Origin of the sequence: Halomonas sp. GT (assembly GCF_002082565.1) — a bacterium.
In the GTDB taxonomy this organism is placed as follows: Bacteria; Pseudomonadota; Gammaproteobacteria; order Pseudomonadales; family Halomonadaceae; genus Vreelandella.
On sequence record NZ_CP020562.1, the window covers coordinates 1045759 to 1072318 of the forward strand.

General features: G+C 53.5%; 43 protein-coding genes. 9 read left to right on the forward strand and 34 right to left on the reverse strand.

What is annotated here, in order from left to right; all coding sequences use genetic code 11:
• Position 1: 1 nt before the first annotated feature.
• The 5 genes from B6A39_RS04860 to B6A39_RS04880 are packed head-to-tail and all read right to left on the reverse strand — an operon-like array spanning position 2 to position 1375.
• Positions 2–379: a hypothetical protein gene (locus B6A39_RS04860; RefSeq protein WP_083001929.1), complete on the reverse strand. Its 378-nt coding sequence runs from the start codon at positions 377–379 to the stop codon at positions 2–4.
• Positions 376–684 (reverse strand): ogr/Delta-like zinc finger family protein, encoded by a 309-nt coding sequence (locus tag B6A39_RS19190; RefSeq protein WP_083001931.1) that lies wholly within the window; start codon positions 682–684, stop codon positions 376–378. The genes B6A39_RS04860 and B6A39_RS19190 overlap by 4 nt, the downstream gene beginning before the upstream one ends.
• Positions 685–703: 19 nt before the next feature.
• The gene (locus B6A39_RS04870; protein ID WP_083001934.1) at positions 704–892 is read right to left on the reverse strand and encodes a hypothetical protein; all 189 of its coding nucleotides are present in this window, start codon (positions 890–892) and stop codon (positions 704–706) included.
• Positions 893–929: 37 nt separating this feature from the next.
• Positions 930–1133 (reverse strand): hypothetical protein, encoded by a 204-nt coding sequence (locus B6A39_RS04875; protein WP_083001936.1) that lies wholly within the window; start codon positions 1131–1133, stop codon positions 930–932.
• A 35-nt stretch (positions 1134–1168) separates the two neighbouring features.
• On the reverse strand, positions 1169–1375 hold the full coding sequence (locus tag B6A39_RS04880) for a hypothetical protein (RefSeq protein ID WP_083001939.1): 207 nt from the start codon (positions 1373–1375) through the stop codon (positions 1169–1171).
• A gap of 160 nt (positions 1376–1535) precedes the next feature.
• Here B6A39_RS04880 and B6A39_RS04885 point away from each other — a divergent pair, with 160 nt between their 5' ends.
• The gene (locus tag B6A39_RS04885) at positions 1536–1730 is read left to right on the forward strand and encodes a hypothetical protein (protein ID WP_083001941.1); all 195 of its coding nucleotides are present in this window, start codon (positions 1536–1538) and stop codon (positions 1728–1730) included.
• On the opposite strand, the gene B6A39_RS18870 is transcribed toward B6A39_RS04885, so the two are convergent.
• Positions 1684–1917, reverse strand: coding sequence for a hypothetical protein (locus B6A39_RS18870; RefSeq protein WP_156886195.1), 234 nt, complete (start codon positions 1915–1917; stop codon positions 1684–1686). The genes B6A39_RS04885 and B6A39_RS18870 overlap by 47 nt on opposite strands.
• A gap of 92 nt (positions 1918–2009) precedes the next feature.
• Between B6A39_RS18870 and B6A39_RS04890 the strand changes: the two genes are divergently transcribed.
• The 4 genes from B6A39_RS04890 (at position 2010) to B6A39_RS04900 (ending at position 4503) form a co-directional block, all read left to right on the forward strand.
• Positions 2010–2675 carry an XRE family transcriptional regulator gene (locus B6A39_RS04890; RefSeq protein ID WP_083001943.1) on the forward strand — a complete coding sequence of 222 codons (666 nt, stop codon included), beginning with the start codon at positions 2010–2012 and terminating at the stop codon, positions 2673–2675.
• 65 nt (positions 2676–2740) lie between these two features.
• A complete protein-coding gene (locus tag B6A39_RS04895) occupies positions 2741–3331 on the forward strand; it encodes a hypothetical protein (protein WP_083001945.1) in 591 nt (196 codons plus the stop codon).
• A 64-nt stretch (positions 3332–3395) separates the two neighbouring features.
• Entirely contained in the window at positions 3396–3635 is a 240-nt protein-coding gene (locus B6A39_RS18875) for a hypothetical protein (protein WP_156886196.1), read from the forward strand.
• Complete coding sequence (locus B6A39_RS04900) at positions 3625–4503, forward strand: LPO_1073/Vpar_1526 family protein (RefSeq protein ID WP_156886197.1); 879 nt, start codon at positions 3625–3627, stop codon at positions 4501–4503. The genes B6A39_RS18875 and B6A39_RS04900 overlap by 11 nt, the downstream gene beginning before the upstream one ends.
• On the opposite strand, the gene B6A39_RS19195 is transcribed toward B6A39_RS04900, so the two are convergent.
• On the reverse strand, positions 4468–4653 hold the full coding sequence (locus tag B6A39_RS19195) for a DUF4113 domain-containing protein (protein WP_442906299.1): 186 nt from the start codon (positions 4651–4653) through the stop codon (positions 4468–4470). The two genes, B6A39_RS04900 and B6A39_RS19195, sit on opposite strands and share 36 nt — an antisense overlap.
• Positions 4654–4746: 93 nt before the next feature.
• Between B6A39_RS19195 and B6A39_RS04905 the strand changes: the two genes are divergently transcribed.
• The 3 genes from B6A39_RS04905 to B6A39_RS04910 all read left to right on the forward strand — a co-directional run bounded on the left by B6A39_RS04905 (position 4747) and on the right by B6A39_RS04910 (position 6568).
• Entirely contained in the window at positions 4747–5097 is a 351-nt protein-coding gene (locus B6A39_RS04905; protein ID WP_083001949.1) for a S24 family peptidase, read from the forward strand.
• 278 nt (positions 5098–5375) lie between these two features.
• Positions 5376–5531: a hypothetical protein gene (locus B6A39_RS18880; protein WP_156886198.1), complete on the forward strand. Its 156-nt coding sequence runs from the start codon at positions 5376–5378 to the stop codon at positions 5529–5531.
• Between the two features lie 176 nt (positions 5532–5707).
• Positions 5708–6568, forward strand: coding sequence for a hypothetical protein (locus tag B6A39_RS04910; protein ID WP_156886199.1), 861 nt, complete (start codon positions 5708–5710; stop codon positions 6566–6568).
• Positions 6569–6630: 62 nt separating this feature from the next.
• Here B6A39_RS04910 and B6A39_RS04915 read toward each other — a convergent pair whose 3' ends face one another.
• The 12 genes from B6A39_RS04915 to B6A39_RS04970 form a co-directional block, all read right to left on the reverse strand.
• Positions 6631–7062, reverse strand: a complete 432-nt coding sequence (locus B6A39_RS04915; RefSeq protein WP_083001953.1) for a hypothetical protein — start codon at positions 7060–7062, stop codon at positions 6631–6633.
• Between the two features lie 18 nt (positions 7063–7080).
• Positions 7081–7578, reverse strand: a complete 498-nt coding sequence (locus tag B6A39_RS04920) for a hypothetical protein (protein ID WP_083001955.1) — start codon at positions 7576–7578, stop codon at positions 7081–7083.
• Positions 7575–8381, reverse strand: a complete 807-nt coding sequence (locus B6A39_RS04925) for a TIGR04255 family protein (RefSeq protein ID WP_083001957.1) — start codon at positions 8379–8381, stop codon at positions 7575–7577. Before B6A39_RS04925 ends, B6A39_RS04920 begins: the two co-directional genes overlap by 4 nt.
• Before the next feature lie 664 nt (positions 8382–9045).
• On the reverse strand, positions 9046–9465 hold the full coding sequence (locus tag B6A39_RS04930; protein WP_083001959.1) for a type II toxin-antitoxin system HicB family antitoxin: 420 nt from the start codon (positions 9463–9465) through the stop codon (positions 9046–9048).
• 42 nt (positions 9466–9507) lie between these two features.
• Positions 9508–9690, reverse strand: coding sequence for a type II toxin-antitoxin system HicA family toxin (locus tag B6A39_RS04935; protein ID WP_083001961.1), 183 nt, complete (start codon positions 9688–9690; stop codon positions 9508–9510).
• An 86-nt stretch (positions 9691–9776) separates the two neighbouring features.
• Positions 9777–10757: a phage late control D family protein gene (locus B6A39_RS04940; RefSeq protein ID WP_083001964.1), complete on the reverse strand. Its 981-nt coding sequence runs from the start codon at positions 10755–10757 to the stop codon at positions 9777–9779.
• Positions 10754–11197, reverse strand: coding sequence for a phage tail protein (locus B6A39_RS04945; protein ID WP_083001966.1), 444 nt, complete (start codon positions 11195–11197; stop codon positions 10754–10756). Before B6A39_RS04945 ends, B6A39_RS04940 begins: the two co-directional genes overlap by 4 nt.
• Positions 11198–11207: 10 nt before the next feature.
• On the reverse strand, positions 11208–13853 hold the full coding sequence (locus B6A39_RS04950) for a hypothetical protein (protein WP_083001968.1): 2646 nt from the start codon (positions 13851–13853) through the stop codon (positions 11208–11210).
• A 46-nt stretch (positions 13854–13899) separates the two neighbouring features.
• Positions 13900–14025 carry a GpE family phage tail protein gene (locus B6A39_RS04955; protein ID WP_083001970.1) on the reverse strand — a complete coding sequence of 42 codons (126 nt, stop codon included), beginning with the start codon at positions 14023–14025 and terminating at the stop codon, positions 13900–13902.
• A 32-nt stretch (positions 14026–14057) separates the two neighbouring features.
• Complete coding sequence (locus B6A39_RS04960) at positions 14058–14408, reverse strand: phage tail assembly protein (protein ID WP_083001972.1); 351 nt, start codon at positions 14406–14408, stop codon at positions 14058–14060.
• 60 nt (positions 14409–14468) lie between these two features.
• On the reverse strand, positions 14469–14978 hold the full coding sequence (locus B6A39_RS04965) for a phage major tail tube protein (protein WP_083001974.1): 510 nt from the start codon (positions 14976–14978) through the stop codon (positions 14469–14471).
• 15 nt (positions 14979–14993) lie between these two features.
• A complete protein-coding gene (locus tag B6A39_RS04970; protein WP_083001976.1) occupies positions 14994–16163 on the reverse strand; it encodes a phage tail sheath protein in 1170 nt (389 codons plus the stop codon).
• Between the two features lie 160 nt (positions 16164–16323).
• On the opposite strand from B6A39_RS04970, the gene B6A39_RS04975 reads away from it, so the two are divergent.
• Positions 16324–17190 carry a hypothetical protein gene (locus B6A39_RS04975; RefSeq protein ID WP_083001978.1) on the forward strand — a complete coding sequence of 289 codons (867 nt, stop codon included), beginning with the start codon at positions 16324–16326 and terminating at the stop codon, positions 17188–17190.
• Positions 17191–17216: 26 nt separating this feature from the next.
• On the opposite strand, the gene B6A39_RS04980 is transcribed toward B6A39_RS04975, so the two are convergent.
• The 15 genes from B6A39_RS04980 to B6A39_RS05050 all read right to left on the reverse strand — a co-directional run bounded on the left by B6A39_RS04980 (position 17217) and on the right by B6A39_RS05050 (position 26537).
• Complete coding sequence (locus B6A39_RS04980) at positions 17217–17879, reverse strand: DUF4376 domain-containing protein (protein WP_083001980.1); 663 nt, start codon at positions 17877–17879, stop codon at positions 17217–17219.
• Positions 17880–17889: 10 nt separating this feature from the next.
• Entirely contained in the window at positions 17890–19473 is a 1584-nt protein-coding gene (locus B6A39_RS04985; protein WP_198036757.1) for a phage tail protein, read from the reverse strand.
• A gap of 19 nt (positions 19474–19492) precedes the next feature.
• Entirely contained in the window at positions 19493–20113 is a 621-nt protein-coding gene (locus B6A39_RS04990) for a phage tail protein I (RefSeq protein ID WP_083001984.1), read from the reverse strand.
• On the reverse strand, positions 20106–21023 hold the full coding sequence (locus B6A39_RS04995) for a baseplate J/gp47 family protein (protein WP_083001986.1): 918 nt from the start codon (positions 21021–21023) through the stop codon (positions 20106–20108). The genes B6A39_RS04990 and B6A39_RS04995 overlap by 8 nt, the downstream gene beginning before the upstream one ends.
• The gene (locus B6A39_RS05000; protein WP_083001988.1) at positions 21020–21355 is read right to left on the reverse strand and encodes a GPW/gp25 family protein; all 336 of its coding nucleotides are present in this window, start codon (positions 21353–21355) and stop codon (positions 21020–21022) included. Before B6A39_RS05000 ends, B6A39_RS04995 begins: the two co-directional genes overlap by 4 nt.
• A complete protein-coding gene (locus tag B6A39_RS05005; protein ID WP_083001990.1) occupies positions 21355–21924 on the reverse strand; it encodes a phage baseplate assembly protein V in 570 nt (189 codons plus the stop codon). Before B6A39_RS05005 ends, B6A39_RS05000 begins: the two co-directional genes overlap by 1 nt.
• Before the next feature lie 75 nt (positions 21925–21999).
• Complete coding sequence (locus B6A39_RS05010) at positions 22000–22470, reverse strand: phage virion morphogenesis protein (protein WP_083001992.1); 471 nt, start codon at positions 22468–22470, stop codon at positions 22000–22002.
• On the reverse strand, positions 22467–22952 hold the full coding sequence (locus tag B6A39_RS05015; protein WP_083001994.1) for a phage tail protein: 486 nt from the start codon (positions 22950–22952) through the stop codon (positions 22467–22469). The genes B6A39_RS05010 and B6A39_RS05015 overlap by 4 nt, the downstream gene beginning before the upstream one ends.
• The gene (locus B6A39_RS05020; RefSeq protein ID WP_083001996.1) at positions 22949–23383 is read right to left on the reverse strand and encodes a DUF1353 domain-containing protein; all 435 of its coding nucleotides are present in this window, start codon (positions 23381–23383) and stop codon (positions 22949–22951) included. The genes B6A39_RS05015 and B6A39_RS05020 overlap by 4 nt, the downstream gene beginning before the upstream one ends.
• A gap of 2 nt (positions 23384–23385) precedes the next feature.
• A complete protein-coding gene (locus tag B6A39_RS05025) occupies positions 23386–23736 on the reverse strand; it encodes a D-Ala-D-Ala carboxypeptidase family metallohydrolase (RefSeq protein ID WP_083001999.1) in 351 nt (116 codons plus the stop codon).
• The gene (locus tag B6A39_RS05030) at positions 23733–24011 is read right to left on the reverse strand and encodes a hypothetical protein (protein ID WP_156886200.1); all 279 of its coding nucleotides are present in this window, start codon (positions 24009–24011) and stop codon (positions 23733–23735) included. Before B6A39_RS05030 ends, B6A39_RS05025 begins: the two co-directional genes overlap by 4 nt.
• 44 nt (positions 24012–24055) lie before the next feature.
• Complete coding sequence (locus B6A39_RS05035; RefSeq protein WP_083002004.1) at positions 24056–24271, reverse strand: tail protein X; 216 nt, start codon at positions 24269–24271, stop codon at positions 24056–24058.
• Positions 24268–24729, reverse strand: a complete 462-nt coding sequence (locus B6A39_RS05040) for a head completion/stabilization protein (protein ID WP_083002006.1) — start codon at positions 24727–24729, stop codon at positions 24268–24270. The genes B6A39_RS05035 and B6A39_RS05040 overlap by 4 nt, the downstream gene beginning before the upstream one ends.
• Positions 24730–24843: 114 nt before the next feature.
• Positions 24844–25524: a phage terminase small subunit gene (gene gpM / locus B6A39_RS05045; RefSeq protein ID WP_083002009.1), complete on the reverse strand. Its 681-nt coding sequence runs from the start codon at positions 25522–25524 to the stop codon at positions 24844–24846.
• The gene (locus B6A39_RS05050) at positions 25524–26537 is read right to left on the reverse strand and encodes a phage major capsid protein, P2 family (protein WP_083002011.1); all 1014 of its coding nucleotides are present in this window, start codon (positions 26535–26537) and stop codon (positions 25524–25526) included. The genes gpM and B6A39_RS05050 overlap by 1 nt, the downstream gene beginning before the upstream one ends.
• Positions 26538–26560: the final 23 nt, after the last annotated feature.

Genomic DNA, 26560 nt, shown 5'->3' on the forward strand with positions numbered 1-26560 from the left:
CTCAGTGCTCTAACACGATGGGGCGGCGGGTATCGGCATCAACGACTTGAGCGAGGCCAGCATCGCGGGCTTGTTGAATCATGCGGTCGAGATCCCGCGCGGTGAACATGACCGGGCAACCGTTGCGGGTACGTAACACCACCACATGAGATGTGCTGGCATTCATATCGATGCTTGAATCCAAGTTCACGCTATCCAGATCGGCGAAGGCCTGAATGGCCGCCACTTCGGCAGTCGCTTCACTGATGTCGTAATCGTTGACCAGCGTGCCGATGGTGATGCGTAAGGCCTCGGCGCGGTTTTCCCAGCGATGTTGCCACAGCACTTCGGTAGCGATATCGAAGGGGGCTTTTGCGGTGTTAATGGATGTGACGTTCATTTTTTCGCTTCCTTTCTTGCGTCTAAAATCAGGCGGATTTGGCCTTCGCTCTCTAAAATTTCTTGATGCATCTTTCGCATTACCCAGGGCGACATCTTGATATTTACGCTTGGGTTTGGGCGGTAGCTTGGTGCTAGGGTCTCACTCAGGGTTACTCTTCCTTTGCAGCGGTAACCGCACTTAAATTCATTGGTGCAGTGCAAATACAGCTCGCGGTATTCAGGTAAGTGCGTCTTCGAAGTCCGCACTTTCATGTAGCTACCGCAGTGGGGGCAGTCGAACCGGAGTCGACTAACCTCCTGCATATCGCTCTCTTCAATTGGCTCAGTCACTTCGCCCCCTGACGTCGTAAAGAGCGCGGCCGCGGCCGGTGAGGTTGCCAACGCCTTTGCGCAAGCGGCGGCGGGCGAGCCATTCGGCGGCTTGGTCTATCGTTTCTAAGCCTTGCTGTTGCCGCACCGCCTCCAGCTGGCGTTCGAGTTCGTCATCCAGCGCTAGGTGGTTCTGGGGCATTTTGGGTGCTCCTTTTAGGCCTTTTTTGTGCCTGCTTTTACGACGCACGCTGGCCCATACTGGTGCTCACGATGTCGCTAACGCCGAGTGTTTCGAGCGCTTCTTTCAACACCAATTGGCGTAGCAAGGTGGCTTTCGACATGCCGGTGTAGTCGACCAGGGCGTCAATCAACTTGGCTTCGTAGTCGTCCAAATTGATGGCGGCATAGCGCTGACGGATGCGACGGGTGTCTTGATGCATGACGGCATTCCTTATGCAGAGGCACGAATAACGGGTTATTCGGCAGAAAGGGTGTCCTGGTCGTATTGGGCAATACCGCGCAGCATGAGCATGCGAGCAGTGGCCGACATTGAGCGCATTTCCAGTTGGGTAATGCGTTCCAGGCTGGTTCGCTCTCTATCGGTGAGGTAGGTCATGATGGGTTTATTGCACCCCTTGGGGGCATAAATTGGCTTTGGGCCAATGGTGTTAGCGGTGGCCATGGGTTAGGCTTCCTTAATAGAGTGAAATACTTTGAAAGAGATGGGTTAGTGCAGCGGCTTGCCGCTGGCGGCCTGGGTAGTAATGGCATTGTGGGTAACAGGTGTGGCCATGGCAGAGGCTCCCTAATGTTTTGGTTATTGCCCGAGGAGGGCTTTGGTTATGTCTGAACGTGTAGTGCATCCGAAAACTTCGCCTGAGAAGGCAGCTCAAGAAGTCGTCTTGGCACTTTGTGAAACCGGCGCTTTTGATCTCGGTGGTGAGTACAAGGCGATGGGTACCGGTGACGGCGAAGCGCTTGCTGATGCCATCATTGCGGTTCATAAGAAGCTGACGGCGTACTACAAGGAGCTTTAGCGCCAACGTGGTGGATACCCGCGCAAAGGGCGGTGGCCAGGTCGATTGCCCGCTCGCGTAGTTCTTCACCTGTGAAATGACCGCGCTTTGCGAGTTCGCCTATAGTTTCGACGACGACCTTGTTGGCCATCACTTGTTGGTGGCCTTCCAGGGGAATGTGGTAGTGAGATTCAGCAGGTGTGGCCATGGCAGTGGCTCCCTTGCAAAGTGTTATGAAGTAAAAGACATGAATAGAATGGTTCAGAAAAATGAACCTGTCAATAAGGATGGTTCATAAAAATGGTCATCGGTGAGCGTCTGAGAAAAGAGCGAGAACGACTTGGGCTTAGCCAGACGGCTTTGGCTGAGGTCGGTGGAGTCGGTAAAACGACGCAAATTAAGTACGAAAAAGGCACAAGTCGTCCCGATACTGCTTACTTATCTGCAGTTTCTGATAGAGGCGTTGACGTTCTCTATGTGCTCAAAGGGAAAAGATCAGATACCGCACAAGCCGATGCCTTAAAGGTTTCGTTTGGTGAACCTTCGGCTGATCATTCGCCGGTCAAGATGTACGACATTGAAGCGGCCGCCGGGGCAGGGCGAAGCTTTGAAGGCGAGCCGGTGAAAACCACGCTGTACTTTTCCACTGCCGAACTCACCGAGCAGGGGCTAAACCCCGCCCAGGTAGTGGGCATCAAAGTGCGCGGCGATTCGATGGACGGCACCCTAGCGGATGGGGACTGGGTGCTAGTGGATCGCAGTAACCGCGACCCGAAACAGGAAGGTGTGTTTTTGCTGCTGGTCAGCGGTGAGCGCCGTATCAAACGGGTGCAGCGCCTAGCAGGGGGCGCGCTGTACTTGATTAGTGACAACGACCATTACCAGCCGGAAATGATCAAGCCGCAGGATATGCACGACGTGGAGATTCTGGGGCGGTGTGAAATTCGGATTGGGCGGGTTTTGTAACTGTAAAACCATGGATGCATAAAGGCGGTTTTGAGGCTGCTAGATAATGATAAGAGAGGTGGGGAATGCCTGTTTTTACTGTTACAGATTTTTCATACATAGCAACGTCTGATGCAAAATTAAAACAAGGCCGTGAACGGAGTCTAAAGAATAGACCTTCTTACGCTCATTACCGTGATTACTATCTGAGTCTGAGGCAAGCCATTAAAGGTCTATTCAAACACCAGCGCAGTTTTGATCATCTACACGATGTTGCCAAAAAATCACATAAAGACAAGCAAGATAACTATTCAAAAATTGCCGAGAATTTTATTAGTTGGGCAAAGGGGAAAAATATTTATCACTATGATCCCCCTAAAGCGAGTTATCAGTATAGAGATACAGAAGTTCTATGTAATCCTGAGCTTTACTATAAAGTTGATGGTGAGGATCGTTTGCTAAAGCTGCATTTCAATAGTAGTAAGAAAATGAATCAACAGAGGGCAAATATAATTTGCTTTCTTATTAGTGAATCATGCGATGTCCCTCTCTCAGAATGCCGTGTTCTTGATCTGAGCATGAGAAAAATCTATAGCTTTAAAGGTTCTCCTGATACTCAGCTTGAAATGGTGGAAAGTGAAATAAGGCGTATAGAAAGTGAGTGGGATGAGCTCTAATGAGGCTTGAGTTTTAAGTCTTTGATAGGGTTTTGTTATTAATAATAAAATGCTTGGATCGCTCATGCTTATATTGATTTCTTTGTTATCTAGTGTGTTTTGTTTAATTTGGGTTATTTTGGATATTTCATTCTCAAGTGTTGCTGCTTTTCTGGCCTCCGTAGTTGTTGTTTTAACTTTTGTTTATCAAAAAAAATCTTCTTCTAGCAAGCAGGTGCAGAAGATCAAAAAAGGGTTTGGTATCCAGGCTGGTCGAGATGTAAATATAAGTGGGAAGCAAGGGAGGGATGAAAGTGTTAGATAAAGACATACAAACACAAAAAGCTTCTGGCAGTGCTCTTGCTGTTCAATCAGGAAGAGATACATATGTTGGGATGCAGTATGGTGACGTGAAAGACTTGGTTGTCTTGCTACTTGAAAATAATTTTCCTCGCCTCAGAGCTGAAGCAGTGGAAGAATCTAGAAAATATGTTGATGAGTTTGGAGAAAAAATAATCGAAAAGTTGGCGGATAAGTTTGAAGGCGACGATTATTCATTTTTATCTAAACCAAGTTTTCAAGCTTCTGTAAATGATGGAGTGATGTATGCTGCTCGTAAAACGAGTGAGGCAGATATAGACTTGGTTAGTGATCTTATAATTGAAAAAATAAATAATAAAAACGATTCGATAGTTGACATAATTTCTACTGAAGCAATTGCAGTTTTGCCTAAAATAAATAAAAGCATAATAGCTTTTCTAGCTTTTCATCATTTTATAAGACATTGCAGTGTTTTGCCTGCAAGGTATAGAGATCTAAAGTCAAAGTTTTTTTATAACTATATGTCTACTAAAGTTATAGCTTATGATGATATTGAAGCTATAGATAAAGATTATATTGAATACTTAGGCTTGGTCATGAGTGGGAAGCATTATACAAAAAAACTTTATGAACTTATGGAGTCAAATTCTGGATTAAAACATCCTAAAGATGACTATGATAAAAAGTTAAAGGCTGGGAATTATTATTATGATAATTATGAATTAATGTCTAAGTATATGCTGAAGTTTGGTGTTGAAAGCTTAAAGGAGTGGGATGATATGCCTATAAATAAAATTGCTAGTAAAATAGCTATGTCATATTTAAATGTTAATAATTTATATTGTGTTGAAAGATTGATCTTGAAAAAATAGAACGTAACTCTTCTTCTTAAAACGAGCACCTTCATCCGTATACGCCACCATCAACTCATCACAATTCGTCCTATAGCGCGGGCTTCGGTTCGCGCGGTGTAGGTGCCAGGGGAGGCGTTCTTTTCGGGCAGCCCTATGCGTTGATTCCATAACCCTTGCTATGCACTGTTAATTTTTACAGTATTGTACTTAGGGACGCGATGCATTGCATCGCTGTAGGGGAGCTAGCACAGGGCATGGATTATGCGCGTGAATTACTTGGGGCCTGCGGTGATGGGTGTGGAGCACCCCGCGATAGCAGAGATGGACAAGCGACGGTTTCCGCCTAGTTGCTTTCTGGTGGAGATCAGTGACGAGGCGCACTCAGGTGGGTTATGGATGGAAGGCGATGTGCTGGTAGTGGATGAAGCACGCTCGTTTGGCCATGCGGATCTGGTGGTGGCTGAGGTAGAAGGGGAATACCGGCTATTTAAATCTCATCGCGTGGGTAGTCGTTGCCGTTTGTTGCCTGCCAACGGTGGTGAAGGGTGTTTTATCACCCCCAAGCAGTATAAAGGCGTGGTGGTTCGGCAAGCGCGATGCTGGGCGGTGTAGTCTGTATTCAGTATTAAGCCCTTAGTCAGTGGCGATGACTAAGGGCTTCTTTGTGTTAGCGCTTCTTGCCTTTCCCTCCACTCGGTTTGCTAACCGTTTGAACAAACGTTGTGCTCGGCTTCGCCTTCACTTCCTTATCTGAAACAAAGCGGCCAGTTTTAGCGCTCTTGTTAACGGTAGTTTTCGTCATGCTTTACGCTCTCTTTGGCTATATATTGTACTCCGGTGTAGAGTACAATACTCTATATAGTATTAGTTGTGGTTTTGGTCAAGGTTAGATGTCGCTTATGCTTGGCGACTACTCGTTGGGGCGAAACGGTGGCGTAAAGCTGCTTTTGCCGCCTAGTGGCGGTAACGGGCTGATGGCCACGGCGAGGATGGTGCGAGGGGTGGTGGTGCATCAAGCGCGGTGCCAGTTGGATGAAATGGCGTGACTGTATAGGGCTTACGATTGGGGGCAAGAATGGCTTATCGGGTAAACGGCACGATGAAAGATGGGAAGTTAGTTTTAGAGCCTTCCCAGCTTCTACCGCCTTCTGAAAGAGTAGCAAGCTTGGCGCGTAAGCCCAATGAGACTGAGCTAATCCCGCTTTCAACTCCCTTTTGGGAAATGGATTTTTTTAAGGGGGTTTTTAATCGAAAGTACGAAGAAGCCCATTACTTGGAAAAGGCCTTGGTTAGTCAACATGTTTCTTTTTTGATGAAGAGCCACGCCTTGGCTCCTTATGCCACCAGTATTTCGGCAGGGCTAAGCTCGCCTGACTTCTTAACTGATCATATGAAGCTTCCTGATTGGGCTGAGCGATCAGCTAGCATTGCCAGTGAATATCAAGACCCTCTGGAGGCCGCTCGTAAAGCTGCATTGGGAGATAGTTCATATTACTTGGATCAGCATTTGGCTTCTTCTAACTTAGCGGGGCAAGTAGCAAATGGCTTTTCGAGCAGCACCATTGAAAGTTTTACCCGAGATTTAACAAGCTCCGAGGCTGCATATAAAGCCGCTACGGGTACCAGCTTAAGCTCTGCTAGCGAAGCTGTGGCGGGACTAACGAAGAACTATACTTCACTACTTGACGATGACGTACGTGAATCTCTGAAAGGCCATCATGCTTCTATTCGAGATGCTATAGCGCCTCAGTATGCCGATATTCCAGAGTCAGAGAGTAGGTTACCTTCAGTAGATATTGCTCCCTTTAAATATATTGATGAGCAAAACGCACGACTCAGGAAAGAGCAAAATGAACGTGACGAGTGGTTAAAGAAACAAGCCGAAAATAGTGATAAGCAGTTGCACATCCTAGCGGCCCAGGTGGAAGAGGGAAAGCGTTCACAGTCAGCACAGAGTCGAAGTAACGTCTTTGCACTGCTGCTTGCGGGAGCTGCTTTATTAGTCTCAATCCTGACTGGATTTTGGGACGCGGAGGAGCTGCGGGCGATGGTAATGGGTGTTTTTGAAGATCGTTCTGAGTGAGGGCTGATTGTTGTTGCTAACTCAATAAGCAATTCCCCCAGCATAGCCGGGGGAATTAAAGCCTAATTCAGCTCGACACCTTCGAGCGCCACTAACCACTCAGACGCCTTTGCTAATGCATTTTTCTGGCCTTTGCTGAAACGATTTGGCTTAGTTCCTTTGTTCCAAACCTCACCATGATAAGGGTTAGCAGCTATCGGGTCATAACCAATTATTAGGCCTGCACCGCGAGCAGCAACTGATTTAAAAACCACGGAGCCAGTGAATACAGGAGTGGTCACAAATTCCTTAACATCCGTTTCATCAGCTTCCATGAGCCTGGGAATATCAACAGACATGCCATCGTTAGGGCCTGATGATGCTGAAAAAAGCTTCGACGATACACGTTCTCTTTTCAGGTTCTCATCAAAAATCACATGCTGCTCGCGGCATACTCTTCTAATGATGTCATCTTCATTTGCAATCTGTGCCTCATCATAAGGTTGTACTGACATAACAGAGCTTGCTCTCCTCTATGCCAATTCGTTGGCATCTGCTAGAGAGCGTATCCAATCAACTACTCCTGCGAAGTCGTTTTGGATCTCCAATAAGTCTTCTTCATCAGTCAGAATGTTGTAACGAGTGGCTACCACATTTTGAGGACCTAATACATCGAGCTCAACATCATAATTGTTGCGGTGCCACTCTACCTGTAAGCTGCCATCACTACCTGGTACAAGGTAAGGTGCGGGCACACCATCTTGGCATAAACGCTCTAACATGTTGATAACAAAGTGAGCTGTTTGGCAAGACACTGGCCGACCGTTGTACCCATCCCAACCAACGGACAGAGATGTAAGTTCATCAAGCCTTTCTCTTAGAGCTATGCTCCAATCAGACTGATAACCGTGGACATTCAATCTGAAAGCTGAAAAAGCACTATGCGCAGCAGAAATATCCCGTGACCGACGTTCAGGGGTAGTTTTATAAGCCCTGTAAGGTGACTCTTTTCTGATAGCTTCAGCAATCATAGTATTTCTCCCCAAACCTTATGTGCTTCCTTGGTAGTCATTTCGCTAAAGCGATTGACAATTTTTTCTCTTCCCTGCCGGATAAAATTCATTGCATATGCAACACTGTTTCCGGCTGGTTGACCTCTATACGTTAAGATTAGCCTTACAGCTTTCACCTTTCCGTTTTTTGTCACTACGGGCTGCAACTCATGGAAAAGACGTGCAACTGGTTTTTTGTTAATGTCATTGACTACCTCGGTGAAATTAATGTTCATGCTTTCTACATTAATTCCTGAAAAATCAAGTGTTTTTATCCAGCTATTTATTTTTGAATAGTCTTCAGCCTGAATAAAATTAATATAAGATACTTCTGCTTGATTTATGTCGAGTGCGTTTTTCTGTCCATTGAACGAAAGTGCTTCAAGCTTTAGTAAATTGCTTTCAAAATTTTCAGATACACCCTCGAAGCGTGGGTATTGATTACCGTTAGCCTGTTTTCTCCAGTTCAAAAGAAAGCGATCTTCTTGGAACTGGATTAGATGGTTCTGATCCTGTGATATGAACCAAAGCCTAGGATTTAATTGGGAAGGGCCAAATCTAAACTGAACGCTTTGCTGAGGCCCCATGCCCCCGAATGTTTCAAAAGTTGGCTCAATAGGAGGATGCTCTTGGATAAGAGGAAAGTCATCCTTGTATAAGCCCCATACATCTTTTGCCAGCACCGATGAGTAGCCAGGAAGAGCTGAAAACTGAACACCAATAACCACTTCATCTAACGGTGGGTTAGAGAATTCTGGCAGATTTTTTGGCCTATCTTTCAAGTAATCGCTCCTCTAATTATTAGGCTTCTCTTGCCACACAAAGCCCAGCTTCTCATCCATGACGGCTCATTTCTCGCTACCAGCCATGCGAAAACCGCCTCTACGGTTTCGTGGGCGGTGTTTTCTGCTCAAACAGCCTAATAGAGCAGCCAATACAATTTTTCATTGGGTTCATTCTTGCAGGATGGTGCGGATATGACAAGGTGTATAAACATTCAGACGGAACCAGTGCCTAACTTTTGTTGCGAATTTCTAGTTGCAAGGCGGTGGTGTCGGTGAGGTTGTGGGTTACCTCGGTGATGATCCATGGGGTGGCGTCGATTTGGGGCTCGCCGCTCAATACTTTGAGGGTGTGGATACCAGGATAGTCGTAACCAGTGTCAACGCTAACTCAGGCTTTGCCTGACTTCGCGATGCTGGGCGGTGTAGATGATGGCTTACACGCTTGTCAGCAATTTCTTACACGTTACCCGCCAATTTCCTACACGCGTTAGTGGCAATGGCTTACATGGTTTGGCGGTAATAGCTTACATCGCTGCTGCTTTATTTCTGAGACCATGACACTGTCGCCTTGTAGCACGCGTGGTGGTTTCCGCTTCGCCAGAAGATTGCGACAGCAGTAGCCCCCGGCCATTGGATGGCCGGGGGTTTTTGTTGTGCGTGGTTATGCGCTTTTACGTGCTTTGGCCAGTTCTGCCATGGCAACCCGCGAGAGGAATCCGCTACGCGTTTTATCCCCTGGGTGGCTGGCCACAAAGTCGTCAATCTGTTTCACCAGTAGGTCTGGCAACGTGACGTTGATTTTGTGGCTTTTGCCCAGGTAGGGGGTTAGGTCAATATCGATCACGGCCCAGATCCAGCCTTCAAAATCGGGGTTATCCATGTGGTGTTCGATAGACGTTGCTTCAGGAATCGGGTCGCCGTAGTCCACGGCGACTTCTAGCCAGCCTTCAATGGCTTCCTTGGCGTTGACCATCGCTTCTTCAAAGGTATCGCCTGCTGAATGGCAGCCGGGCAAATCAGGCACCGCCACGCCGTAGGCGTGTTGTTCGTCGCCGCGTTCAATTGCAATGGGAAACAACATGCGTTGATCTCCTGTTGTGGTGCGGGGCAGCAGTGGCCAGCCTCATAAGAGGCCGGCGCTTTTTCTGATTCCCTTTACTAGCCCTGTTTTCAAATCCTTTTTGGGATGTGGCACGGTCACTGTGCCTGGCTTAGTAGGGTGCCTGAAATGGTGGTGGCTGCCTTTGACTCTCACTAACTCCCAGCCATCCGCTTCCAGTTCCTTGATCAGTGCTCTGCTATTCACCTCCTGCCCCTGTGTTTTTGAATGTAGGGTTACTATAACCCCGCATTTTGTGGCGGTCAAATTAAATAACCCCAATAACCCTGTTTCTATTGTTCTGAGCGGGTTTCGAGCTGCAACGCAGTGGTATAACTGGATTCGGTGAGGTTGTGGGTGACTTCTGTGATGATCCAGGCGGTGGCGTCGATTTGGGGTTTCCAGCCAATGCATTGGGCGGGCGTTTCGGGGAAGACGTTGGGGTCGCCTACCGCCTGGGTAATGCTGAAAAAGGCGACGCCGCGTTGCAGGCGTTGCCATTCTGCTTGGGCGGCTTCCAGCGCTTCGGTTTCGCTGGCGTAGGTGTGGCGTAGCTGCTGGGTGTTGTCGGGCTCGCCGACGGTGACCGTGAGGCGTTCAGCTTGGTCTTTTTCATACCATAGGGCGGTGACGCCGGTGTAGGCGTCGCGCTCGGCAACTAAGTATCGGTGTTGGTCACCGGTTTCGCGCCGTAGCTGGATGGGTGGGATTTCTAGCCCGCTGGCGGTGGTGGCTTGGCCCATGGGGACGAAGATCAGGTAACCACTTTTGACAGTGGCCACCGCGTCGAAGCGTTCGGCTAGGCGAGTTAGAAAGTGCAGGTCGCTTTCATCGGTTTGATCAATATGTGCGATGCGGATGCCTGCCAGCGTTGCGCCTACGCTGGCCACCAGCTCATGCCGTGCGGCAATGGTGATAAGGATCTCGCGAACCGTTACTTCATCCCAACTTTGCGTTCTTTTGCCGGGCAGCCCTTGGCGCATATCCGCACTTGAGGCGCGTATGCTGAGGGTATCCGGTGCGCCGGTGTGCTCCACTTCATCGACGATAAACGTGCCGCGTTCAGTGAGTGCTTGGCCTTGCCAGCCGATGGCCAGTGTTAGCTCTGCGCCTGTGGGCGGTATATCGAGCATGCCGTCATCGTCTGATAGCGTTATGTCCAGCTGGTCGGCTTGCATGCCACGGCGGTCGTGTAGGGTGAGTGATGACAACCGGGCACGAAACGCAGGGCTAATGGTTTGGCCTTGTAGGGTGATGCGGTAGTCGGGGGTCATGCCAGCGCCCCGCTAATGGCGCGAAGAGCACTGTTTTGCAGCACGCCCAGCAGTTCGGTTCTGGCTTCATCCACGCGGGTTAGCTTTAGATCAAATTCGATTTGCTTGGCCGCGCCGTCGCGGAAAAACTCGCTTTTACGTTCTTGAAGGCTTCCGATGGTGTACATGCCGTAATAGGTGCCGGTGCCTTCAATCAATGGCCACGCGCGGCCTTCATCCGCTAGTACCCTGAGCATATCCAGGTTTTGTTGGCCGCCGGTGAATAGGGGCAGCAGGGTGCCGGTTAGCGTGATGGTGTCGTCACCAGGGCCAAGGTATTGATGGGCAGGCCGCGCGTTGATGCGTGATGTGCTGGCGTGTCGCCAGTTGGTTTGCCGCTGTAATTCTTGATAAGCGGCGGTATTTAGGCCGAACACGAAAAGGCCATAGGTCATCATCATGTGATTGCCCTCAATCGTTATCGTAAAAGTTGCGGCGGCTGGCAGCGGCGGCGCGGCGTTCGGCTTGTTCCAGTGCCCGCTGTACTTGCTCATTCACCAGCCGTGCCAAGGCTTGTTCATCCATGCCGGGGGCGGCGTGCACTTGAATATTGATACCACCCTGAATCACCAGCCCGCCGCTTTGCGATGCGCTGGCATGGCTTTGCAGCGGTGGGCGGGCGTCTATTTGCACGCTGCTGGTGTCGACGTTGTTGCGATCTACGCTGGGTAGCTCTTGGGCGGCGATGTTTGCGGTGACGGTTTGCGCTTCGGGCTGTGGTATGTCTAGTGCAGCGGCGGGGCTGGCGATCCCTGCGCTGAGCATTAAGCCGCCTGCCGCGCTGCGTAGACTGTTGGTGAGGCTACGCACTTGCTTCAGCGGGCCGTCTGAATCGTCCTTGATGCCGTTGGCCAGACCGGCAGAAACATCTATGCCGATACTTCTAAACACGCGGCTTGGTGAGTGGGTATCCAGGTCTTCGCGGGCCTCTTCCTCTGCGCTTCCTGTCATCCATCTGATTGCCCCTTGCACTCTGCCTGTTGCGTTGGCTATACCGTCGCCTAGGCCATTGGCAATATCGCGACCCACATCAACGGCACTACCGACGGCGTTACTCATCCAGCCTGCTATATCGCTCGCTAGGCTTGTTACATGGTCGCGTAGCGCCCCAGCCATGCCGCCGATGCCGTTGATGATGCCTTCAACAATATTGGTACCGAAGCCTTCAAAGACTCGACTGGGGGAGTTGATGCCGAGTACGCCTTTAAACCAGTCCATGATGCTGCTAGCTATGCCGCTAACGCTCTCGCGCAAGGCATTGAGTTTGTCATTTAGCCCGCCGATTAGGCCGTCAATGACAAAGCTGCCCAGGTCGCGGAACCCCACAGGTACTGAAATACCCAGCAGATCTAGCGCGCCGATGAATGCGCTATGAATGAGGCCTAACGGTGACCAGTTGATTAGCAGGCGGGCAACGCCGTCGATGCCTTCATCGAACGCGGCTTTCACTTGTTGCCAAAGGCCGAGGAAAAACGCCTTGATGGGTTCCCAATATTTATAAATAAGGTAGGCCGCCCCGGCGATGGCGGCGATGCCTGCGATTAGCCAGCCAATCGGCATGGCCATCATGAGCGCACCAATCGCCTTAATACCTATGCCTAATGCGGGTAGCGTCTTCGCGAGCGCAATGATGGCACCTCCCGCTTTTACTATGCTGACGCCAAACATCACAATGCTGAGTATCATTTTGGCCGCGAATAGGCCGCCAACAATCATGGCGAGGTTGTCGAACCCGCCGACCAGTTCGGCCGTTCTGCTCACAATGTCGCCGATGCTGTTGGCCATGCCTGCCGCGCCGGTGGCTAGGTCGATAATGATGGGCACGGCGTTTTTCAGCCGTTCGCCAAACGCTTTTGCAAAGGCCTGCACTTGCTCGCGGTTTTCACGCATCCAGCCGACGAACTCGCGCATGATGTCGGTGACGGCGGGCATTAGCTCTGCCCCGATGGTGTTTTTGACACCTTTAACGGCGAGCTGGGCATCTAGCAATGCGTCTTGAAAGTTTTCAGCGCCACGGGCGGACTCTTCACTGAGCACATAGCCGGTTTCAAGCCCGGCAGCCATGAGCGCTTCTAGCTCTTCGCTGCCGCCGCGCAGCATGTTGATCATGGATTCGCCACTATTGCCCATGATGCCGCTCATGATGGCGATTTTGTCACCGTGGCTTTCGACGCTTTCCAGGGCGTCGGCAATGGCGGCCACCGCTTGTTCAGGGCGCATGTTATTCAGCTCTTGAGCTGATAAACCTAGTTGCTCTAAGGGCTTGACGGCTGCCCCCGTACCATTAGCCGCGCGACCTATGCGGCGAACCATACGTTGCATGCTGCTGTTTAAGCCTTCGGTGCCCACGCCAGCCCGTTCAGCGGCATAGTGCAACTGTTGCAGCTCCGTGGTGCCAATGCCCATTTTGTCGGCAGTTTTTGCGACGTCATCGCCTAAGCTTGCGGTGCTGCTGCTGAGTGCGAATATGGAGCCAGCCGCAATGCCGCCCGCTACCGTTACATTGCGGCCAAAGCGGCGTATTTCGCCGGTCATTGCATTGAACCTGCCGCCCACGTTGGCCTCTCCTAAACGTCGTAAGGCATCTTGCTGGCGACCCAGGCGGTGGTTGGTTTCTTCAATTTGTTTTGCTAGGGCATCTTGCTGCTGTGTAAACCCACGAACCCCTTCAACACCTGCGGGCAACTCGCGGGCAAGTTCTCTTACACGGTCGCGGTTTTGGCGGTATTCGCCGCTGAGCTTTTCAACTTCACGCTGGGCACGTTCCTGTTGCTGGGTAAGGCGGCGGGTGGGGCCGGTGGTGCTTTCCAGCTCTTGAGTGATGCGCTTTAGCTCCTCGCGCTTGTCCATTAATGCGCGGCGGGTGCCGTGGCTTTGGCGCGACATGTCCCGAAACGCGGTTAGCTTCTTTTGTTGATCTTGCAGGTTGCGCAGGTGGTCGCGGGTTTCGCGGATGGCACCGCCTGCCCCGCGAGAGCCTTCCATAATTTGCCGCAAAGGGCCGGTGGCTTTGTTGATGGCCTGTAGGGTGACGCTTAGATTTAGGTTACGGGCCATGCGGCCTCCTGCAGCAAAATGCCCCATTTATGGGGCATTGAGTGGTTTATCGCCCGCGCTTTTTAGGCGTGTTGCGCTCTCTGGCTTTTTCTCGCCAACGGGCTAGCTCTTCTAGCCCCATGCTATCCATGGCACTGGGTGGCCAATGGAATACGAAGGCAATATCGGCCATGGCGTCTTCAACATCGTTGGGAATGTTAGCGGTTACCCCTCGGCGCGTTTGCCCAACAAAAAATTTGAGACCGCCGTACCCAATTGCAGCAGGTCGGCGGGGTCTAGCTCGCGGCAGTCGGCTTCTGTTAGCGCTGGTTCGGTGATGCGTGGCAGCACCTTTTGCAGGCTGCGGGTATCCATGTTGAGCAGATCAACTAACGCTACGCCGCGAAGGGCACCGCTTAGCGGTTTTCGTACGTTAATTTCAGTGATGTCGGTTTTGCCGCGCTTTATCGGTGTATCCAGCTCTACGTTTTTCGTCGGCACGCCGGGGGCGGTGGCTGGCTTTGTGGCGGCTTGGGTTACTTGCTCTACGGCGTTGGCTTCAGTCTTTGCAGTCATGGTGATGCATTCCTATGTGTTGGGTTTGGCCGCCTGGGCGGCCGTGGTGAGTGATTTGGCTTACAGGTTTAGGGCGCGGCGGCGGCCTGCGAGGCGATCGACACCACGTACCTTGAATACGTAGCCGGGGACGTCGCGTTCGATGATCTCTTCGCCGTCGACGATGAGTTTGAAATAAGAAAGGGAGGTGGTAACGCTGATTTGGTTGTTATCCCCCTTGCTTGCATCGCCGAGGTTGATGGTTTTGTGGCGTCCGCGCATGACGATCTCCACGGGAATAATCCCGCCGTCTTCGTCGGATTCGTAAGCGCCTGTCATGCGTAGCATGGCGGCATCGTGAATGGGGCTGCCGTAGGTGTCGAAGATATCGACAATCATGCCGCCTGCTGTCCACTCAAACGTTTGCAGTTCGTTGCCGTGGTCCACCTCAATCGGGCCGTCCATGCCGCCGCCTTCGTACTCGACCATGCGGCGGGCGAGTTCGGGCAGTGTTAGTTCTGGAATCTGGCCTTGCCAGTTGTGTCCGTCACCAAACAGGTTGAAGTCTTTAAGAATGTAGGGAAGTGCCATGGGGCTGTGCTCCTGTTAGGCGGCGACGCGTTCGGCAAAATCGACTAAGTAGCGGTCGGTGATGCGCTGCTGCAGCGTGAGGTCTTCCAGTGGGGGCACTGGTGTGTAGTCGTAGTCGATGTACAACTTACCGGACTTCAACACCTCGGGGCTGTTGAGAGAGTCGTCAAACCACGCAGAGCCACCGAGGATGTAGCCACGGCGGGTGAGTTCGCGAAACTTGGCGTTGAGGCCTTCGATGATGTCGCGCACCAATGAGGGGTGCATGGGTTTATCGACTGCCCATAGGTGCGCCTCGGCGACGGTGTCGGCGAGCACTTGGGCGGTACGGGTGTAGCTCTCGAACGCGAACAGTGGGTCAGCGCTGCAGGTGCGTGAGCCCCAGAAGCGGAAGCCCGTTTTGTTGATCAGCGTGGTGACGTCGGCGGCGTTTAAATAACCGGCATCGGTGGCGGGGTTTTGCAGATCCCAGCTCAGGTCCTTGGTGATACCAGTGACGCCATTAACGGGCATGTTGGATAGCGTTTTATGCCAGCCAATGTCGTTATCCAGCTTGGCGCGATGGCCCAAGGCTTTGGCAACGGCCGATAGCGGGCGGGTTTCGCCTGCGTCGGCATCGAAAGCTTGGAAGTTTGGCCATAGCACCATGACTTCGCGTTGGCCGAAGTTTTCTCGGTACATGACCGCTTCTTCTTTGGTTTGGCAATCAAACGCAGAGACATACGCGAAGGCGCGCAGCTGCTGGGCGATGCCTGCGAGTTCCGAAGCAACGCTCTCATTATCGAGTTCAGGCACGCCCAAAATTCTCGGCTTAACACCCAACTTGGTTTCAGCCGTGGTGAGTGCCTGCATGCCGAGCTTTTGGCCTGTCTCGCTAACGCCGCCGATAATATTGGTGGTGGTTTCGACATCGTCTGGGCCTTCGGCGACACGCACAACCACACACAGTGCGCGGGTTTCACTGGCGATAGTGGCGAGGGTGCGGCGTAGTGTGCCGCCCACACCTGCTTTACCCATTGCGGCATAAAGGTCAGTGACTAGCACTGGTACGTTAAGGGGGAAGGCGGTTTCATCGGCGGCGGGGCCGGTGGCCACTAGGCCAATCACCGCGGTACTAACCGTGCGAATCGGGCGGGTGCCTTCATTAATTTCAACGACGCGAACGCCGTGGTGGTAGTCGGACATGGCTTGTCTCCTGCGCAGGTTCAAGCGGGTTCTGGTGTTTTCCTAAGTAGTGCCATGGTGTGTGGCTTACGCGCGGGAGGGTAGCGGCGGGCGTTGTGCGGGGAGGGTGGGACAAGGTTAGAATGTGTATTAAGAACGCTTAATAAAAAGGGGCAGGGACGTGAAGCATCTTAATAAATGGCTAGTGGGTGTGGTTGTAGGTGTGGCTGTCATCGCCATTGTTCTTTATATCTGGAATTTCTGGGGAAGGCCGCCCTCTGAAGACCCAAGTGACTGGGCGCATTTTGCGACGTATCTGTCTGGTACGGTGGGGGTAACAGCGGTAGTGGCGACACTGTTTGCCTTTGTTAAAACGCTAGGTCAGCAACAAGCGCTGATTGATAGCCAGGAGGAGATGATTGAGTCTCAAAAAACTCAGCTCTCACTAACAAGAAGCCAATTGGAGCTTGAAAAGGAAAGGAGAGAAATTGAACTAGCTTATAATAGCTCTTTTACAATATTTCCGATGCTTATGGATAGTTTGAAAAAAGATCTTGATCAAGATTTTTGGGCTGCTAGTGAAAGAGAAAAAGAGGTGCTTGACAGAGTTGTTGAGGAATTTAGAAACTATGATTTTTTAAATTATGACTTAATTTCAGACATGGAAGATTATGCTTCTATCATTTTAAGCTGTAATGAATATTCTGTTTACGAGTTTGCTGATGGAATTTTTTTAAAGTTAGATAAGATTTATGCATTTATGCTGAGTAAGTTGAAAATTGAGGAGGGGTTGAAGAGTTATTATGAGTCTTACTTGCTTAGTAATTATAATCATGCGACTACCTATTATCATTATATTTATTGTTACCATGCTTATTTGTTCGGGTGTGGAGAAACAGACTATGCTAATTTAGGTGTTAGTTTGCTAGATTTGCCGAAAGATTACCAAGAGAATCGAGATACATATCACGCTTGGTTAACTATAGGTGAAAAAGTCAAAAAAGTTAAAGAAGGCGTTAAAGCAAGTAATGAGCAGAAAGCCCGCTAATTAGCGGGCTTTTAAGTTAGAGATGACTACCAGTTGAGCGCTTCTATCGCATCCCTATCTTGTTCGCGTTCGGCGTTGTCGAGGGCATCTTTTAGCTGCCAGCTTTTCTGGTAGATGCCTTCGATGTGGGCGAGGGCGGCCATGGTGAGTGCGTCCATTTCTGTGGCGGTGATTTCTCGGTTGACGTTTTCGGCACCGCGAAACGTGAGGGTGGCGTCTGGGTGGCCTGCTGCGATCATCCGTTGTGCCTTCGCTGACAGCGCAATTAGATTGAGCTGGTCTTCCGGGCGGGTTTGCACCACATCGGTTTCGCCGTTGAAGTTGTATTCCATCCCCTGGGCAAAGGCGGCATCCCTTGCTGCGTTTAGTTCGCGGCGCTTTTGCGTGGCCAGCTGTTGAATGGTGGCCGCCGGTGGTTCTGCCAAGGTGGGGCGGCCGTGTTCATCGCTGATGATGTTTAGCCCAGTGGTTTGGCCATTCATCAACGCTTCATGGGTATCGGCATCAACCTCGACGGCATCTTTTGGTACTTTGGTGTCTGGATTGGGTACCTCAAGCATCGGAGGGATGTCGTCAGGATTGTTTTCATCGGGCTGCCATGCGGGATCAATTACCCGCAATAGGGGGGCACCGTGAATGCTGCTGTGAAAGAAGGCGTGCGCGGTGGCGCTCCAGTAAATTTGCTGCATGGGAATGCTCCTAGTTGCCGTATACCCAGTAGTTGAAGGTGCGCACGCCAGCGACGCCGAGCGTGGAGATGGTTAAGCCGGCTTTCGATACTTCGATGCCGACAACGTCTTCGGCGTTGACGCCTGCGCTGACCCGCGTTGCGACGCCGCGAAACTGTTGGTTAGGGAATTCAATGGGGAGCACAACAGAGGCGAAGTGACTGCCGGGCTGAATGGTGACAAACCCCCATTGCATAATCAGACCACTGGGTAAACGCTGCCAGCCAGTGGGGTGGGTATCCCCGGCAAAGAGGTCGTTTAAATGACCGTCATGGATGATTTTTCGCCATTCTGTGTCGCCATAGGCGTTTAAGCCTTTGCGCTTAAAGTAAAGATTATCGTCATTTTGGTAGCCCCCCGGCGCAAATATCCGAAAGCCGTCTGTGGTGCTCCCACCGTGCTCAACCCAACTCCCAGAGTTTCGGTTAGGGGCTTGTGGTGGGTTAGCTATGTTTCGATAGAAACCACTGGCTAAGGGATCAGCCATGCTTGTAGTGCCGGTGCTGGTTTTGCCCAAGCCGTAATGATTAAACGCTTGGTGTACGCGGACGGGCGTCATCAAACGTTCGTTGTCTTCTCCCGCTCGCGCTTGGGCTAGCGTTGCCATGTGTAGCTCGTGGGAGTGGCCCTCTGCTGTTGTTTCATTTTCTGACGTTGCGCTCAGCGGTTGAGGGGTTCCCATTTCGATGGTGATATCGCCACTTAACTCACCGCCGCCGGTAAGGCCTGCACCGGCGGTTACTTGGCGGGTTGGCTGAACCGCACCCTCGGCTTTTTCTAGTTTAGATAGGGTGGCGGTGTCGAGTGAGAGCGTTCGGTTGCTTGCTAAGCTGCCGCCGCCCGTAAGACCGGTACCGGCGCTAATGCTGCGGTTAGTGCGTACCACGGTGTTATCAACGCTTAGGGTTCGGTTGGCACTTAAGTTTCCGCCACCAGTGAGGCCACTGCCGGTGTGGACGGCGCGTTCGGTACGTACGACGGTGTTATCAACTCTGAGCGTTCTATCGGCGGTTAAGTCGCCGCCGCCACTTAGGCCGTCGCCTGCCTCGATTTTGCGGCTTTTGGGGGTTAGGTGTTGAGTTTGGGCGGCGATTTGCTGGGCCACGTATTCATGGGTCGCCAGTACCACCGATGGGTCGACCGTTAGCGTGACGGCTTCGGTATCGCTGACTTGCATGATGATGCGCACGGTTTGGGTGCGCCCGCTGCCTTCACTGAGTAGCGGTTTGTAGGTCTCGGGGTAGTTGCCGTAGACAATCAAATCCCCGGCGCTGTCGTAAACGCCCACCTCGCGAATCATCCAGCCACCCACTTCCGGTGGTAGCACCGCTTCGATGACCAGCCAGTGGGGGTTGTCGCTATCGACACCAATCACATTAATGCCGACGCGGTGCACTTCTTTAACCAGTGCGGTGCGGGCGGCGCTGGGGGTGGGAAGCGAGCCGCCGCCGTCACCCATGGCCACGGCGGAGAGTTCCAGCGGCTCATTGTTGGCAAGGGCGGCGGCCAATTTGGTTTGGCCTGTTTGGGTAATCAGCGTATGAAATTCGGCCATGGTGACTCCTGTAGGGTGACTAGGGCTTGGGGTAGACGGTGGTGGTGTCGGTGACATCCAGCCCTATGGCGGTGTACGCCATGACGGTGGCGTCTATATCGGGCATGCCGGGGTAGATGGTGGTGGTATCGGCACCTTGAGCGCTGGCGGCGACGTACATCACGCCCCTGACAGTGGTGAGTATGTTTAAGCCGGTCAGGTGGCGGGTAACGGGGCGGGCATCGTCAATGAGCCGTACCAGTTCGTCGTAGCCCTTTTCGTCTATCCCCTGGGCGGCCACGGTCATCCACCACGTAGCGGGGTGTTCGTTGGGGGTGACTTGCCACCACTCGGTGACGGATTCGATCTCATGGCCCAGTAGTTCAACCACGCGGCGCACGGCGGCATGGGTGCCTTTCTTACGATGAACTAACCAGCTTTCGGCAATGGCGCGGCGTTTGCGCTCGGTGGGCCATTCAGGCCGCCAGTGTTCGACGGAAAACGCCCAGGCTAAATAGGGCAGTAAGTGCTCTGGGCAGGTGTAGGGGTTCCACAGTGTGCGCAGGGGAATGGGCACCCGTTCTATATCAGCCAGGGCGCGGGCGGTGGCGCGTTCCAGTGGTGATCGGTTGGGCGGTAGCAGGTCGTTTCGTTCAGCCATCGTAGACCTCGATCGTCAATTCGATGCTGGTGCAGTGGCCCGCTTGGGTGGGGTCTAGCGGTAGGTCGGCCGCTGGGGCGGTGATGCCGACGTGGTGTACGCCTTCAACGTGTAGGGCGGCGTAAATGGCCGAGCGTCGGATGTCTCGCCCCAGGCGGCGCTGTTCGGTGATGTAGTGCTCAATGGAAGCGCGAGCGGCATCGAGAATAGGTTCTTGCTCTGGGCCTGGGTTGACGTAGAGCGTGGCGTCGATGTGGTAATCGATGATCTGCGCAGACTGCACGGTTAGCCGGTCGGCGACCGGGCGAATGTCGTCGGCGGACAGGGCGGTGTCTACCCGCTGTAGAAGATCCGGCGGTGCGGTGCCATCGCCTTCCACGGATAGCACGGTAACCACGGCCACGGCGGGCGATGGGCTAACGGTGGTGGCATCGGCGACTTGGCCATCGGCAGAGAGGGCGTAGAACACGTAGGCCGAGCGCGGCCCCGCGACGCTTAACCCTTCCCAGGCTTGTTGGGCGCGGATTCGTAGTTGGCTGTCGCTTTCCTTGACCGGCGGGATGGGGGGCACGGCCGAGGGGTCGCCGGGGTGAATGGTGAGGCGTTCAACGTTGTAGTTGGCTGCTAGCTGGTCGAGGTCGCTTTCGCGGCTGTAGGCCAGCATCAGTGCTTGGGCGGCTTCATTGACCCGTTGCCGCCAGACCAATTCACGGTAGGCGTTTTCTTGTAGCAGCTTGGTGAGCGGTTCGGATTCTAGCGCTAGGGTGCTTTCGACTGCTTCGCGCTGTGCGGGATCGACAAGATCCAGCAGGGCGGCGCGGCGTTCGGCATAGATGGCTTCGTAGTCCAGCGGTTCAATAACAATCGGCGCGGGGAGCAGGGATAGATCAATGGGGCCGACGAGTTTCATAGTGGTACCTCGAACACGACGTTATCGCCTTTGCGGGTTTGCCCTTCAATGGTGAGCCGGGCGGCCCCGGGTTGGGTGGTGCTGACGCTGCGCTGGGTGCGGGTAATGCGTAGGCGCGGTTCCCATTGGCTAACGGCAATCACCGTGGCGGCGTAAACCTGCATTAACAGCGCGTCATTCATCGGCCTGTCGATGAGTTCGGGCACTAGGCTGCCGTAATCGCGGCGCATCACGCGGGTGCCAATCGGGGTGGTGATGATGTCGGCAACGCTTTGTTGAATGTGTTCGATGCCGTTGAGCGCGTGGCCAGTGTGAGCGTTCATGCCTGCCATTAGATGGGTTCCTTTGTGGTGCCGCTGCCGCTTTGAACGCCGCTGTGTTTGTGGTCGTGGCCGATGTTTTTGCCGTTGTGGGTGAGCCCACCGCCGGTTTGTTCGTAGCTGCCTTCGCGCTGCATGTTGCCCTGCTGATTAATGTTGCCTACCCATGAGGTGCCGCCGGGGGCGTGGATCTCGATTGCGCCGGGCAAGTGAATGCGTAGCACGCTGTTGGCGTGGTCGTATTCAAACAGGCCGCCGTCGGGATATTCGCGCGCGACTTTGCCGGGGGCATTGCTCGGCGGCTGGTGATTACGTTGGAACAGGCTGGGCATGGCCACGCCGTTGGCCAAGTCGCCACCGGGGGAGAGGATCATTACCTGCTCGCCGATGGTGGGCGGGTTCCAATCGCGGGTGGTGCCCGCGCGGCCGTTGGCCCAGGGTAGCCAGCCGGTCAGCAACGCGCCGGATTTCACGCGCACGGCGGGTAGGCGTTCGCCGGGCGCGCCGTGGTCTACCTCGGCAATGGTGCCCAGGCGTAGTAGGTTTTCGATGAGGCGGAGTAGTTCGGCGACGTTGTTCATGCCGCCAATGGTGTGTGCCTTACGCGCGAATGGGTAGCGGCGGGCGTTGTGCGGGGTGGCTTGGACAAGCGGTGGTTATCGATTGGGAGGTACTAGGTGGTTTAGCACGCTGTCGGCGATGTGGTCGGCATCGGCTGCGGTGATACCGATGAGTTCGCGGCGGGCGTATTGGTGTTGCGGGCCGCCTTTTTCGACGCGGTCGCGCAGGCCGTAGTGGTGAACGCGGGCAATGCGGGCGACGCGAGCAAGAAAGCCGACGGCGGCTTCATCGGCGCTGGTTTTGATTTTTAGGTGTTTGGCGGTGCGTAGCTTTGTGAACATGGCTTTTCGGCGGATGGCACCGCTGCGGCCACGTAGTTGGGTGCGGGGTTCAAACGGCGTGCCGTCGGGGTTGGTTTGCGCCTTAATGCGGTTGCGGTTTGCTAGGCGTAGGTCCCGCGCGACTTCCCGCGCTAATACGCGGCGCTCTTTGGGGGTGAGCTTTTCGATTAGCGGCGCTACCCATCCTTCTAGCTGTTTTAGCTCTTGTTCAAGATCGGCGCTCATTCAGGGCTATCCCATTCGGCGATGAGTTCATGCGTTGTTGTATGAGGGTGCTTTATATACAACAGCCAGTGTTTTGTGGGGCAGGCGTCTACGGGAAATTCTGGCATGCGGTGTTCGGCGTTGATGGTGCCGGTTTGGCAATCCACCTTGGCGACAACACGCTCGGTTAAGCGCACGGTGATGGCGAGATCCCAGTGGGTGTTGTTGAGTATTTCGGCTTCTAGCGTTACCGCTTCATCAATGACGAGATCTGGCTGGTAGTGGTTGAGCCACTGCAGTAGCGGGATCATCACGGTATCGAGTGAGCCGCTGTAATCCGTAATGATGATTTGAGCATCGACGGTGTATTGGTGGCTGAGGTTTTGGCCACAGGCAAACTTCACTTTTCCATCGTTAATGAAGGTGTGTAGCTGTTCTGGGTTGCGGCGTAGCTCTTCGACCGAGGCCAGTAGGTGTTGGCGTAGGGATTGGAGTTTGATCATTTGCAGTGGCCATCACATTTGTGGGTGGTGTTTTTTCGCCAAGGCAAGGCGCCACCGAGCCGCACGCCCCAGTACATTAGCCGCCGTGTGATGAGTGACGTTGGATCATTGGCGGCGGCCATGGCTTCGAGAAAGATTTGGTCGGCGTGCTTGCGGGTTAGCTGCGTTGGCCAGCAGTCGTATAGGTAGTCGTGAACGATGGCGGGTAACACGGCTTTGCCGCCCACGGCGGCGTACACCAGGGGGATGCGCGGCACGCTGGCGAAGTCGGTGCAGTAACCGGCGGGGATTTTTATCAGGCCGGGGGTTGCCTTGGGCAGTTGCAGCCGTTTTAGCGTTGCCGAGCGGTAGTGAAGCGGGGCATCCAGCCGCCAGGGGTAGCGCCCACCTTGCCAAATGACGCGGGGGGCGTTGGTAAAACCGCTGGTCATGGTTACCACCGTTTGGGGCCGCCGGTGCGTGTGTCGATATGGGTAAAGCTGGCGTAACGGCCTACGCTAGCGTGGGGTGCATTTTCGATGACCCAGTCGGCAACGGCGGTGGGGGATGTGTTGCGAACTTGAATATCCGCCGCGCGGCCGCGGGTGTGTTGACTGTTAGGGGCACCACCTACGCGAGTGTTGTGGGCGGGGCAGCGGCATCCGCTGGTGATGATGACCGGTTGGCCGAAGTGGGTGCGCACTTGCTCAAGTATTTTCAGCGTTTGTGGGTCGACGGTATCGAACCCACAGCCGCAGCGACAGGCGAATTCTCGGCGTTGAAAGTGTTTGCTGAGTTGGGTCATGGGCGTGCTTCCTCTAGCTGTTGGATGCGTTGGTCTAGTGCGCTTACGTTGGTTCGTAAGGTTCTGAACTCGCGTTCGGCATCGGTTTTGCGGTAGTAAAGGTCACTCCATTCGCGCAGTTCGCGGCGCATTTCGTTAATCAATTGCCCTTGGTAAACCAGACGTTCCTGCAACACGGCGGTAGATTTTCCGAGGTTGACCAGTTCGACGCCTGCCCATGCCAATAGGGCTAGCAAGATGACTTGTATGGCGGTTTGTACGTGTCGCTCGAGCATAGTGGGTGACCTTTCGTGAGCAGGTGGCGAGGGCATCCCGTCTCCTAATTCCAAAGCTGAATGTTGGGTGGTTTGGTTTCGCGGGTTTCCGGGGGCGGCGGTAGCACGACCGGTGTTCCCTCTTTCAACACCGGGCCTTGTTCGGCTAGGCCTGGGTTGAGCGTTAGCGTTTGTTCGGTAATGGCGGCGGTTTTGCCGTACACGCGGTAGAGCAAGGCATCTAATGTTTCGCCTTGATGGGCGCACACCGTGCGTTTCATATCAGGTCGACCGTGGTGTGGTTGTGGCCGGTTAGCTCGGCAATTGCCCAACGGGCATCGGCGCGGTAGTCATCGGCGGCGAGGTCTTTGGCTTCGCCGAGCTTGTCGCCTTCGCCGGTGGCGGATGTATCGCGGTAGCGCTCTAACAGGTCGGCTTGTGCTTGGGCGTAGACGGCGCGCAGGTAGAGCAGCTGTAAATCTCCGGGCGTTTGCCATGATTCGATAGGTACGTCATCTATCACCGCGCGGCCGTTTTCTTGCTGTTCGGCTTGGTAGCTGGCGAGCTGGCGGTTTACATCGGCGATGGCGGCACGCAGTGATTGACGGATGCGCGGCGGCGTGACGTTGTGTACGCGCTCTTCATCAATGAATTGATTCGGGTCGATATTTGGCCAGAAGCCGTTGTTGCTGATGGTTTCTAGCGGCTGGCTTGGCGGGTTGGTGCCGTGGGCGATCATGCTAGCCACCTATGTTGCCGACGGGTTAAAGAAGGGGGTGGACCACTTCGCGCGCGGCTAAAAGCCCTTGCTTGGCGGTGCCCCCTTGCCGTCGGGGTGCGACTCGGTTGGCGGTTAGGCGGGTGCCTGTTCGCCCTGTTTTTTGAGCTGACGTTCTAGCTGCTGGATGTCTTGCTTGACGCCAATTTTTTCGTTGAGCGCTAACGCTTGCTTGAGCTGGTGTAGTGCTTCTTCTGCATCTTCTGCTGCGCGTAGGGCGTAGCCGTAAGACTTATGCACTTTGGCTTTGATTTGGTCGTGCATGTCGGCATCACCGACGATAGCGACAGCGCGAGCCATCACGTTGGCGAGGGCGTCGGCATCGGCACCTTCTTTATCCAACTGAGCCTTCACGCCTTCGGCGATCTCTTCGGCCAGGATGCTGACGGTGTCGCGGTCGTACTGGTCGGGCGTGTCGAGGTTGTGCTTCACGGCGTAGGCTCCAATTTCCAGCGCTTTTTCAAAATCGCCCACGTCGATACACCAGACCATTAAGGTCATGAGTACGTCGTCTTTTGCGCCTTTGCCTTCTGCTAGCACGCCATTCACGTAGGGCATGAAGTCGGGCAGTAATTCGCGCTTTTTCTCGATCTTGGCTTGAATCGATTTGATGGTTTTTAGGGTGCGGCGGGCTTCATAAAGTGCAGCGGCGTGGAGTTCGTATTGCTCGCCGCCTTGTTGCTGACCGGGCGTGGCAGCGCCCGCCGCTTTCGCGGCGGTCACCTGTTCAAAGTGTTGTCGGGCTGGGCTTTTCATTACGGAGATACTCCTGTTTGTGCCCCTACTTCTGCGATGTTTTCGACGATGCAGCCGAAGCCGTAGTCTTCAACGACGTAGGCGTCATTACTGGATTCGTAGTTTTCGATACGGTTGCGCTTGGGGTTGTCGATGACGTGGCGGCGACGGCTGCCTAGCTGCCAGTAAAGCGAGAGATTGGCCAACGAGGTGATCATGATTGTGCCGTCGGGCACGAACGGTGCGCGCACGGCTTGCAGACCACCGACACGTTTCTGGCTCACCATCATGTCGAGCGCACGAGCTTCGGTGGGCGTTTCGGCATGTTCTTGAATCAGCGGGAAATACTTATCGGCGAGTATTTTGCGACCCATGATGGCGACCAGTGCCGTGTCTTCGCGGTACCAGGGGTCGATCATTTCGTTGACCGCATCGAACACCAGGGCGTCGAGGTTTTCATACGTTCCCCCAGCACCGACAGTGACACCGGATAACACGCGGGCGGGGGCGTGGTTGCGGTATTTCTGCAGCCAGCCGATGTTGACGTCTTCTAACAGTGGATTAGCGGCACGATCGGTTTCAACGGCGGCACTGGTGCCGTTAAAGCCGATCATGATGCGGTCGAGCGCTTGGCGACGAATGATGGCGTTGCGAATGCGCGCTTGAAAGTCTTTAAAGCGTGACCAGGCATCCAACTGTGCCCACTTGATATGGGTATCAAACTCGGTGCTGACACATTCGTAACTGTTATCGCTTAGCTCGGTGACATCGCGGGTGGCGCGGTCGTTGTTGTCTACGTCGGTGCGCCCTGCAATGGGGCCGGAAACGCCGAGGCCCACTTTCTGCCCCTTGATTTCATCAACACCAATGACGTTGATTTGGCCAAGAAAGGCGCTTGATTCCTGCATTTTGCTTTCCAGCGTTTGCTGAACGCTGGGTTCGACGTTGAACTGTTCGCCGGTGTTATCGACGCCGTTTAACTGTGCTAATCGTGCCTTGAATTGGTTGAAGGCTTTACGGGTATCGTTGCGCATGGGTGTTCCTTTGAAATGGTGGC